This is a genomic window from Enterobacter sp. JH25 (assembly GCF_021725435.1).
GTDB lineage: Bacteria > Pseudomonadota > Gammaproteobacteria > Enterobacterales > Enterobacteriaceae > Enterobacter > Enterobacter intestinihominis.
The window spans coordinates 266,449-275,976 of record NZ_CP091320.1 but is presented as its reverse complement, the minus strand read 5'-3'; the positions used below and the strand labels follow the sequence as shown (position 1 = coordinate 275,976).

General features: G+C 40.9%; 11 protein-coding genes. 9 read left to right on the top strand and 2 right to left on the bottom strand.

The window, feature by feature from the left end; genetic code table 11:
- The first annotated feature begins 476 nt into the window (after positions 1-476).
- The 4 genes from L2Y28_RS24030 (at position 477) to L2Y28_RS24015 (ending at position 3,551) form a co-directional block, all read left to right on the top strand.
- Positions 477-1,529, top strand: a complete 1,053-nt coding sequence (locus tag L2Y28_RS24030; RefSeq protein WP_001065778.1) for a hypothetical protein — start codon at positions 477-479, stop codon at positions 1,527-1,529.
- A 19-nt stretch (positions 1,530-1,548) separates the two neighbouring features.
- Positions 1,549-1,749, top strand: a complete 201-nt coding sequence (locus tag L2Y28_RS24025) for a hypothetical protein (RefSeq protein WP_000594930.1) — start codon at positions 1,549-1,551, stop codon at positions 1,747-1,749.
- Entirely contained in the window at positions 1,746-2,462 is a 717-nt protein-coding gene (locus L2Y28_RS24020) for a zinc finger-like domain-containing protein (protein WP_000838219.1), read from the top strand. Before L2Y28_RS24025 ends, L2Y28_RS24020 begins: the two co-directional genes overlap by 4 nt.
- A 234-nt stretch (positions 2,463-2,696) precedes the next feature.
- Positions 2,697-3,551 (top strand): hypothetical protein, encoded by an 855-nt coding sequence (locus L2Y28_RS24015; protein WP_000970401.1) that lies wholly within the window; start codon positions 2,697-2,699, stop codon positions 3,549-3,551.
- Positions 3,552-3,559: 8 nt separating this feature from the next.
- Here L2Y28_RS24015 and L2Y28_RS24010 read toward each other — a convergent pair whose 3' ends face one another.
- Positions 3,560-4,372 carry a Dam family site-specific DNA-(adenine-N6)-methyltransferase gene (locus tag L2Y28_RS24010; protein WP_001121574.1) on the bottom strand — a complete coding sequence of 271 codons (813 nt, stop codon included), beginning with the start codon at positions 4,370-4,372 and terminating at the stop codon, positions 3,560-3,562.
- A gap of 369 nt (positions 4,373-4,741) precedes the next feature.
- Here L2Y28_RS24010 and L2Y28_RS24005 point away from each other — a divergent pair, with 369 nt between their 5' ends.
- From L2Y28_RS24005 to L2Y28_RS23985, 5 genes are all read left to right on the top strand, one after another.
- Positions 4,742-5,905, top strand: a complete 1,164-nt coding sequence (locus tag L2Y28_RS24005) for a hypothetical protein (RefSeq protein WP_000114860.1) — start codon at positions 4,742-4,744, stop codon at positions 5,903-5,905.
- Between the two features lie 247 nt (positions 5,906-6,152).
- Positions 6,153-7,844 carry a DUF4942 domain-containing protein gene (locus L2Y28_RS24000; protein WP_000096325.1) on the top strand — a complete coding sequence of 564 codons (1,692 nt, stop codon included), beginning with the start codon at positions 6,153-6,155 and terminating at the stop codon, positions 7,842-7,844.
- Positions 7,841-8,017, top strand: coding sequence for a hypothetical protein (locus tag L2Y28_RS23995; protein ID WP_000070862.1), 177 nt, complete (start codon positions 7,841-7,843; stop codon positions 8,015-8,017). Before L2Y28_RS24000 ends, L2Y28_RS23995 begins: the two co-directional genes overlap by 4 nt.
- 60 nt (positions 8,018-8,077) lie before the next feature.
- A complete protein-coding gene (locus L2Y28_RS23990) occupies positions 8,078-8,521 on the top strand; it encodes a hypothetical protein (protein WP_001805248.1) in 444 nt (147 codons plus the stop codon).
- The gene (locus L2Y28_RS23985; protein ID WP_000535423.1) at positions 8,508-8,789 is read left to right on the top strand and encodes a hypothetical protein; all 282 of its coding nucleotides are present in this window, start codon (positions 8,508-8,510) and stop codon (positions 8,787-8,789) included. Before L2Y28_RS23990 ends, L2Y28_RS23985 begins: the two co-directional genes overlap by 14 nt.
- 57 nt (positions 8,790-8,846) lie before the next feature.
- Here L2Y28_RS23985 and L2Y28_RS23980 read toward each other — a convergent pair whose 3' ends face one another.
- On the bottom strand, positions 8,847-9,473 hold the full coding sequence (locus tag L2Y28_RS23980) for a hypothetical protein (RefSeq protein ID WP_000966518.1): 627 nt from the start codon (positions 9,471-9,473) through the stop codon (positions 8,847-8,849).
- Between the last annotated feature and the right edge of the window lie 55 nt (positions 9,474-9,528).

The window sequence follows — 9,528 nt, the reverse complement described above, 5'->3', positions numbered from 1 at the left end:
TAACTTAACTCGTCGGTGATAAGATTTTCATTTGGCAAACTGTTTATAACATATTCTTGCAAATGCTTTTTACGCATTTACCTAAATGCCATAAGCATTCCAGTAAATGCCTTCCTTATTCATTCAAATGCTTTTCGCATGCATCCGAATGCCGGATCCTTTCATAAAGTTACTATAATCAATGAGTTAAAGATGCCGTGATCTTTACTTGAACTCTATTGATCTTTAGTGATCTAAAGAATTGATCTAACCTGTTGAAAACAATGATAAGTCCATATAAAACAAGGAATAGCGCTCCTTTATCAATATCTACAGATCGCAAACGGAAATGAAAGTGGGTTTACTATCATTGTTTTATTCAAGACAGTTTTTATTTTAATTTTATTAAGCAAATTTTTTGAGTTTACCTTTTAGATGTATCAGCCCTATTTGGCAAATTTGAGGTTCATGTATCATGTAGTAAACAGGAGGAAGATATGAACAACAGCAAACATACAGTCATTGAAGTGGATACTAATCTAGTTGAAATTGAAAAGGGATTTAATCCCCGAGAGGCGGTAATCGGAGATTTGTGTTACGAACAAGAACCTGTCAAATCGATGATTGTGTCAATCAAACAAGCCTTTAAGGAAGGAAGGCAGGTTGATATGATCAAGGTCGTAAAAAGAAAAGGTAAATATTTAGTTCGTCAAGGTCATACTCGTTTTCATGGCTTAAAATTAGCAATTTCTGAAGGTGCTAATATTCCAAAATTATCTGTTATCTTAATCGATTATAAAAACGAAATTGAAGAATACCTTGAGAACCTCGATGGTAACAGAAGCAATGGGCTAAATCCGGTTGGGCAAGCTCATGCATTAGCTCATGCTGTTAGTCTCGGGTATTCGGTTGAAGAACTAGCAATGCGATATCAACGATCAACTACCGCAATTCGTAATATGCTAAAAATCCTTGATATGCCATTAGAGCTTCAACGTTTGATTAGCCTAAATCTAATCAAAAAAACGCTCGCCATTGAAATAATGTTAAAATATTCCAACGATCACAAAATGGTTTTAAAACATATAGAAGGTTTCTTACCTGGCGTTAAGAATATTGAGACTACAACGAGCAAAATTGTAGGCATACCTGAACACAATGCAGCTGGAGCAGGACCAGACACCTTAAATAAAGGCGGACCAGAAAAGAAAAATTCGGCAGTCACACGTAAGACTTTGGGTATTAAGCGCCTCTCGCATAAGAAAACAGAACGGCTAAAATCTGAATTTCTTGAGCTTGTGGAAAGTACACATACGGAATCTATAACGAATACTCAAACAGAACTAAAATTTGGTAGAGATAGTGCACACTTGTTCAAAAATGTTGATAGTAAAAATGTAATATTTTCTGATGATGGTGTTCAAATAATCTTGAATGATGAAAAGCTAAATATTTTATTGTCTTTACTTAACGACGAAAATACAGCAATCATTCTTTCTAAACCAAAATTAGAAGAGCTTCTGGAAATTCGAGATCTCCTTAAGGAATAAAAAACCGAGGATTAGTTGAGTGATTAAACCTATAAAGCTGACTCTTATCGATAATTATAATGATTTGCTTCTAACTCATGAAGTCCTTAAACGCAACATGGAAGAGTTAGAACACGGTAAACGTTTTGACCAATTTCCTGAAGGGCATGACCACTATGAAAAAACTGTGAAAGAAGCTGTAGCAATCGTAGAGGCACGTTTGGAGGTGTTTCGAAAATGAAATCTCTTTTCTTTACTCTTGATGGTCATATGGTACCAGCCTCAGTGAATGTATCCCTTAACGGAGATGGAAATTATTATGCACCTATCGAAAGAGAATGTAACGAATGTGCGGGCACAGGCCACAAAGGGGCTGATGTATGTGAAAAGTGTCATGGGGTGCAAACAGTTGGACCCATTATTGAAAAATTAGTGGTACTAGAGCCAATTACCTTTCTCGATAACATTCCGGAACTGCGTGTTAACCCAACACTCGAAGCATGGAAATCCAGAAACCACGTACTTATTGAGAAAGCAAAAAAGGCTAACACTAAGTTTTCTAATAGTATATTGGCGCAACTAGACAATAACCGTTTTTTGACAGAACGCCAGCTGGATTGTTTCTTTACAACCTTTGATGTGATGTTGTCTGAAACTCCGGAAAATGAACAAGAAATTTTAAAACATAGCTACAATATCGGCCAGGTCATAAGCATTGAACTAACATTTACTGAAGTCAGGGCCGCGTACGCAAAAAGTAAAGGGAGTTATTTTTTTACATTTACTGGTAAAGTTAGAAATGACGGGATCGCTTTAACGGCCGATAAACAGGATCACATTTTATTGGGTGAACGTTATCATTTGACTGGAAAAGTCAGAAAATTCTATGATTTTGATTCGAAAAATTATGCTGCAATAACAGTTTTTAAGTTAAGTAAACTCCAAGACAGTTAAATGTTTTACTGCTTAAATATAGAGCCAAGACTTAAACTGTCGTTAGGACTCACTCACGTAATATTGTTGCTTACGCAATGGGTTTTATCCCTCATAAAGATCTGCGAGTATAAATCTTTTACATTTAAATTCCCCTCTATCACAACCTTTTCAATAGTAAAAAAATGATAATCTTATTAATTATAATTTTTAATTTTTTGTATACCAATACCATACAGTTAAGGCTAAAAGGTGATGATGGAGATGGACTTTAAAATGCACAATGATCTGGGTCTCGGTTTCATTTGTAAAAATGCAAGAACATCGTCAAAGCCAACGTTAAGAAAAGTTACTTTTCCGGTAAGCGCATATGAAACGTCTAAGCTTTCTTTAACCGGTTTTCAATGCCCCACAGCCTGCCGATTTCCTTTTTTTGTGCTATGCATGATAATCCATAACCATCTTTCGTCTGCATGCCCTATCAACCAAAATGAATGTTCAAATCATATATCGCAATTTTCTATCGACATTAAAGTACAAGATTGGCTTAGCCGTTCAAGAGTAGCGTTTATTGATTTCCATAATCTAAGAAATACAGATAAAACCACATTAATAACAGTGGAACATCTTGAAGCTTTACTTACTGTTATGTCAACTACTCTTGTCGCTTACGCTCCATATTCAAAAAAGAGACTTAACTTTAGCTTTCTAAATTCATTTACTTTGTCTAAAACTTCTCAAAGTTACACATTAACTTTCCCGGTAGTTCTCAGTCCGCTTTTAGATGCTCTTGGCGGTTTCATTCAGGAATGCATAACCGAAAAATTGTTAAAACGACGAAATTCGAATTTCATGGTTTACGAGTATCTTAAACGTTCAGGCCAGAGCTCTCATAAAGTGGAGGACATTAATAACGACTTACAGCTTAAAACTCTAAATATAAGACTTATGAGCGTCCTTACTGGGCTTTCTCAGCAAGGACTCATTTCATTTATTTGCGAAGGAAAGAGGGGCGACCGGAGAATAGAAGAGCTTCAGTTTATACCTTATGTTCAACGAACTCACCCTGAGGTATTAACTTTTCAGGAATGGATTAGCCCCGTTGATTAGAATTAACTCTATTTCAGCACGGCCAGTATTTCTGTTTCCGTTTTCCGTGTATTTGGCTTACTTCCTACGGATCGGTAAGCGCTGAGTCTGTGTATGACGAATCCACGCTCTTCATAGAGGCCCAAAGTGAATGGTGTCAGGCTATTTGATATCGCAACAGCAGCGCCTTTTCTGTGAGCGTCAACGAGCATATTTGCTAACAGCACGTGGTCGCTTTGGCTGAACGGTTTACCATCGTAACTGACAAAACTAGTTTTGCTTGTTTTGTCATATGGCGGATCACAATAAATCTGATCTCCTTCGCCGGTTGCGGCCAGAGTCTCCTCAAAACCAGCGGTGATCAGTTCAATACCTGAAAGACGAAATGAAAGGTAGTCTATTTTATTGAAGTCAAGCTTCAGTTCTGTATGTTTCCCCCAGGGCACTGAATAGATTCTTTCTGAGTTATAGCGGCACATACCGTTATAGCCCAGGCGATTCAGGGAGTAAAACAAAGCCGCTCTTTGAAGCGGTTGACCAGAAATACAGGTTTTGTTGAAACGGTCCCTCATCTCATAGTAGTCCTTTTCGACAAAGGTTTTATCCGCTAGGTTTTGGACCTGATTTATAAAGTTAGTTTTCTGTCTTTGAATAGTCCTGTATAGGTTGATCAAGTCTGGATTGCTATCTGCAAGCAATGCATTTTGTGCAAACATGTTCAGAAAAACGGCACCACCGCCTATAAAGGGTTCTACCCACCGGCAACTATGATCGTGTGGGTAGTGATGGCTGATGAAAGGCATCAGTTTCGTTTTTCCACCAGCCCATTTGATTATCGGCATGTGTCTGAGATGTCGAGTCAAAGTGTCTATACCTGAGAGAGAAATTTAGGTGCTGGTATCGTACCTAACCACGGGCTTTAACTAATAACTTAGGGAGCAAAAAAAAGTTGTTTAAGACGCACAGTTTTGACTTTCAGCATTGCGGATTTATAAGATTTTTCCTCACTGATACCTGAACTTTATGTTTTGGATTTATGTCTTTGTTTATGAAGCGATTTTGATGCCATCACAAGAAATGGGGAGCCCTCTTTTTTTGTGAAAAATCAGAATAGGCTCAAAAAGTACCTTTTTTGCGAAAAATTATGGATTTTTTTTTCGGTAGTATCCCCGCTACGCAGAAAGTAAGCAGAAAAATGTAACGGAGCCCCTATGAGTGTTTTACTGACAGAACCTACACAGCAAGCTAATGACAAGGTCTTTAAAACGGCCCATGTTGCCTTTTCAGTAGTTACTGGCACAGGTCGTTACGTCACTGGGCTTAAACAGTTCCGTGATGCAAACCCTGAACTTTGTACTGAAGTAAGTGACCAGAAAGCATGGGCTATCCACCCTTCAGTAATTCAGGTCACGCCAGGCTTCAACTCCCGCGAAATGGGAATGGGTGACGATTACTATAAGCTCCCTGAGGTTGAAGAACACATCTACAACATCAAGAATGCCTACATTCGAGGTGACTATGTAGACCCTATCCGAGTACGTGTCATTGATGGGGTACCTTTTGTTCGCCAGGGGCACTGCCGTTTAAAAGCCGCAATGATGGCATGTGATGAAGATCATGACATCACAATCCTTTGCGTTGAGATTAAAGAAGATGAAATTGGCTGTGAGCTCGCGACCATTGATGGTAACCGTGGTCTTGCGCTTTCTCCTGTTGCGCTTGGCGAGTCCTATCGTCGCCTACATTCTCTTGCTGGCTGGTCACTCGAACGAATTGCTCAACGTGAAAATAAAAGCCCGACGACCATCAGTTCTCTTATCCGCCTGACAACCTGTTCTGTTGTTATCAAGAAATGGATTCATGCTGACGCTATTTCGTATGTTAACGTGCTTTCACTGATCGATGAGCTCGGTGAAACAGAAGCAATTTCACGTATCAAGAAGATGATCGCGGAACTTGAGCAGGCCGATGCGAATGGCATCACGGTGAAAAAAACCCAACATGGTCAGGTACGAGTCAGACCTTCAGACTTCAAGCCAGCACGGATTCCGCCGGTTATTGCCACAAAAGCCGTAGAAGGCGTCAAACTCATCACCACCAGCTTATTACAGAAACTGGGGGATATTGAATTGCCGGAGATGACAGATTCAAGTGCTGACGAAGAAATCAACATTACGTTGAACCGCAGTACTCTGGAGATGCTGAGAAATCTTTCAAAAGAGATCACAGAATCAGAGAACAAGCAGCTTCGCCGTGCGGAGAATCGTCAGGCAAAACTTAATGGTGAGAAGCCAAAATACCCACGTAAAAAAAATGCTAAGAAGGCAGGGGAAGAGACCGATCAGGATACTGACCCACAGCCGGACGCAGAATAATTTACTTTTGGCAAAGTGTTGGTTTTGTCAGAGTCATTAAGGATTCAGGCTTTTTGCCCGCCTTTTTTAAACCTCCATGTATCGTTCTTGCCCCGTTTATGCGGGGCTTTTTTTTTGCTTCTTTCTATGAGTTGACATCTTTAAGTTTTATTCAGAGACATAAAAAACTTTTTCGTGTCACTGAACCTATTAGGTTACAGAGCGACGTTGCTATCCTGGTAAAAGTTTTTTCTAAAGGACCGGTAAAATGTCATCTCTTGATTCTGAAGCTAAACCCGATAATGCAGGTCACAGCGTACTGGCTTTAACAACCTCTCATAGCCTGGTGGTTAGCTCTTCTGAAACATTTCTTCCAGATATGCGCAAAGAGCTCGGCATTATCGCGGATCTTGTTGAGTCCTATAATGATGAACTCTGCTTGTTGAAACACATGGCTGTCCAGTTCAAAACCCACAATCACCAGAAACTTTATTCTTATCTCTCAGGCTACAACCACAGTATCTCTGAAGCGGATGCCTTGTTCGCGGAAAACGCTCTGAGATCTGAATACTGGAAACGCGTTATGGCACTCACTGATGTTTTGCCTATCATGTCGGATGCCAAACGTAACGAATGGGATAAGCAGTTTACGGCCGACCGCTATATTATGCCGCCTCAGGTGATCCCTGATTTCACAGCTGACGCTGTAGTAGGCACAGTCGTTGCTTTGCTTAATGACCGCAATCAATTTATTAAAGAAAGGGTTTACGACGTCTTCCAGTCTCTGAGCCGCAGTCATAAGACAAACAAAGCTTTTGGGTTCTCCACCCGCATGATCACTACCGGAGTTTGCGAGCCGTCTAAATACCCCTGGCAGAAATTAAGGGTGGATTTTAAAGAGTCTGGCATTTCACCACTGAGCGAGCTCCGCGTTATATGCGCATTCTTCCGTGGCGAACAGGTGAAGGCGATCCATAACACCAAATCATTGGTTGAGGCGTTGGTCGAACATGAGGGGTTCAGAAAATGGATCTGCATCGATGGCAACAGTATTCGTTTCAGGGTTTACAAAAATGGATCAATGCATATTGACGTCCACCCTGATATCGCCGAGCGGCTTAACAATATTTTATCAGCTATCGTACCGCTGGCATTACCTGCCGACCGCATGGCTCATAGCAAGAAATCTTTGGAGGCATTCCCTGTACTTAAGCAGTGCATCGACTTTGATACCCGGATGCAGCTTTCTGAACTAATGTTTAAAAATGACGGGGACAATAAATGGAGTTGCTGGACATCTTTAGGGTCTCTCGCCGAACGCAAATCTTCGAGTGTTGCCGCTGACACCCTTCGGTTCTTAGGGGCAACAGTAACAAAATACGATGTGACATTTTCCTATGATCCGTGTGAGGTTATTCGTTACATCGGCCAGATAGGGGAGATGCCTGATATTGTATCGCATCAGTTTTACCCTTCATCTTGCCGAATCAGCGAATATGTATATTCCCTGCTCGGTGCAGGGGAAGGGGATACCCTCCTGGAGCCTAATATTGGCCATGCGGATTTGCTTAAATCATTCCCTGCCGGTGTGATCGTTACTGGCATCGAGCTTGATACTTTGAATTGCCTTATCTCCCGGGCTAAGGGATACGATACGACAGAAGCTGACTTCCTCACATGGTCTAAGTCTAATCAACAGAAGAAGTTTGATTATGTCGTGATGAACCCACCTTTTGCCGATAACCGGGCCAGGCTGCATCTCCAGGCAGCTGCATCTCATCTCGCAGCCGGGGGATCTCTAGCAGCCGTTCTTCCATTATCTCTTCAGGGGCTCGATAACCTTCTGGGGGAAGAATTCCGGACGGAATGGATGGACGTTTTTGAGAACGAGTTTGAAAACACGACCGTTTCGGTTCGCATCCTGTACGCCGAACGTATTCAACAAGAGGAAGTCCTATGAGCAACCAACCCACCAGCCTGCCAGAAGAAGATATTGAGTTTGTTATGGATACCTTTCAGAGGAGCATGGGTAAATCCAAACCTGTCAGGGATACTCAAATAGAGGGCGAGAAACCGCAAAGTAAAGAGTCCGCAAACTCAACTGAAAACCCCGGTTATGAAGAATTCTTTTAATTACGCTCATGATATCCTGGTGCAGTTATTTAGAATGATATTTGAGGGATGGGGGACATTGTGATTAAAAGGCGTAACATTCGACGATCAGTTTATGGATTGCTTATTGTTCTTATCGCCGGAAATGTGTGGTTAGGCCTTAGAGCTGATAAAATTCATAAAGTGCGTTATCAGGATTTCTGGTCACCGGCAACTGTGATTAAAGTAACTGTAATGCCTTCAACGAATGAAATCCAGCTCAGTGGTAAAATCCCTAAATCGGTAAGAGTTTCAAACAATTATGTTGAGTACTCGTTACCGGGCACACTCTCGGACAAGACCATTTACCGAAGCGTGTTAGAAGATGAGATGCTCACTTTGCTTAATGCTGGAGGTCAACTTGAAGTTAAATACACTCTGGACAAGCAGACAAATCGAACTAAGGTATGCACTAAGTGCTTACGGGTGATTAAAGATATTAACCATCAATATTCAGCCACTGAGGTAAAGCATGGGCAGTCCTAAATTTGAAATTGCTGAGCAAATTAAAATGTGGATCGTTGTTTATCTAGTTTGCTTTTTAGCACTTTACTGTGTGTTAAGCGCTCTACATGCGCTTTATGATCCGCTAAATTTACCTGCCCTGACGTGGCCTATCAGCTGGTTCGTGGTGCCTGAAATGACAAGTTTTGGCAGTGCATTATTAGCTTTTGTCCTAACGCCAGGCCTTTGCTCTATAATTGCTGTTTTATTCGGTAAGTCTACCTTTAAAAAAGCTAAAACAAAAATATAGAGTTAATTAGATTGGTGGCTCAGGTTTATAAAACCTCTCACTAGAGAGGTTTATTTATTATTTTTGACTGAGATTAACAGCGTTTTCCATAAATGTATCAATAACAACCGTAAGAGACTGGCTGGTACCATGGCTATACTCAGGCCAAGGTAAAAAAGGATATGAAGAATACGCCATCAACATGATACTGGTTGGGCAACGCCAGTCCGTTGGAACACCTTTACTGTAATGGACAATCATAGCCGGGCGACTACAATCAATATCTCCAGCGTTTTTATCGAGTACGAAAGTAGCCAGAACGCCGGTGTCCTTCTGGGATACGAAAACAAGGCTGTCAGTAAAAATAAAGGCCATTAAGGAAGAGGCCAGGAAAGCGCCAGTAAATAAGGACTTCTTCTCTTTCCAAACGCGTCGAGCATATAACCCCATTAGCGCTACCGCTGAAACCATTCCGGACCACTGAGCACCCAAAGAAAAATCTGTTACTGTTTTAGATGTCATACTTTCATTAATAGTAATCATTGCGACAATGAATGGTGATGCAATTCCAAGTGTTGCTAGGACTATCAGCGATATTTCAGACCGGTTTTCTTTAGCGGATCCTTTACTTATTGCAGACATTGCTCTGAACATAACGAATGTACTGTTGAGCATCAGAAAACAGCATAAGAGCATGTATAACATTGGGTTTCCTCAACCTAGAAGTGATGGTTACCCTGTTATTTTACATAAATTTGAC

Bases quoted from the DNA above. Each gene is read 5' to 3' on its own strand.
- L2Y28_RS24020 (WP_000838219.1), top strand. From the start codon at position 1,746: ATGAAATCTCTTTTCTTTACTCTTGATGGTCATATGGTACCAGCCTCA.
- L2Y28_RS23985 (WP_000535423.1), top strand. From the start codon at position 8,508: ATGGGCAGTCCTAAATTTGAAATTGCTGAGCAAATTAAAATGTGGATC.
- L2Y28_RS24000 (WP_000096325.1), top strand. From the start codon at position 6,153: ATGTCATCTCTTGATTCTGAAGCTAAACCCGATAATGCAGGTCACAGC.
- L2Y28_RS23980 (WP_000966518.1), bottom strand. From the start codon at position 9,473: ATGTTATACATGCTCTTATGCTGTTTTCTGATGCTCAACAGTACATTC.
- L2Y28_RS24005 (WP_000114860.1), top strand. From the start codon at position 4,742: ATGAGTGTTTTACTGACAGAACCTACACAGCAAGCTAATGACAAGGTC.
- L2Y28_RS24015 (WP_000970401.1), top strand. From the start codon at position 2,697: ATGATGGAGATGGACTTTAAAATGCACAATGATCTGGGTCTCGGTTTC.
- L2Y28_RS24010 (WP_001121574.1), bottom strand. From the start codon at position 4,372: ATGCCGATAATCAAATGGGCTGGTGGAAAAACGAAACTGATGCCTTTC.
- L2Y28_RS24030 (WP_001065778.1), top strand. From the start codon at position 477: ATGAACAACAGCAAACATACAGTCATTGAAGTGGATACTAATCTAGTT.
- L2Y28_RS23995 (WP_000070862.1), top strand. From the start codon at position 7,841: ATGAGCAACCAACCCACCAGCCTGCCAGAAGAAGATATTGAGTTTGTT.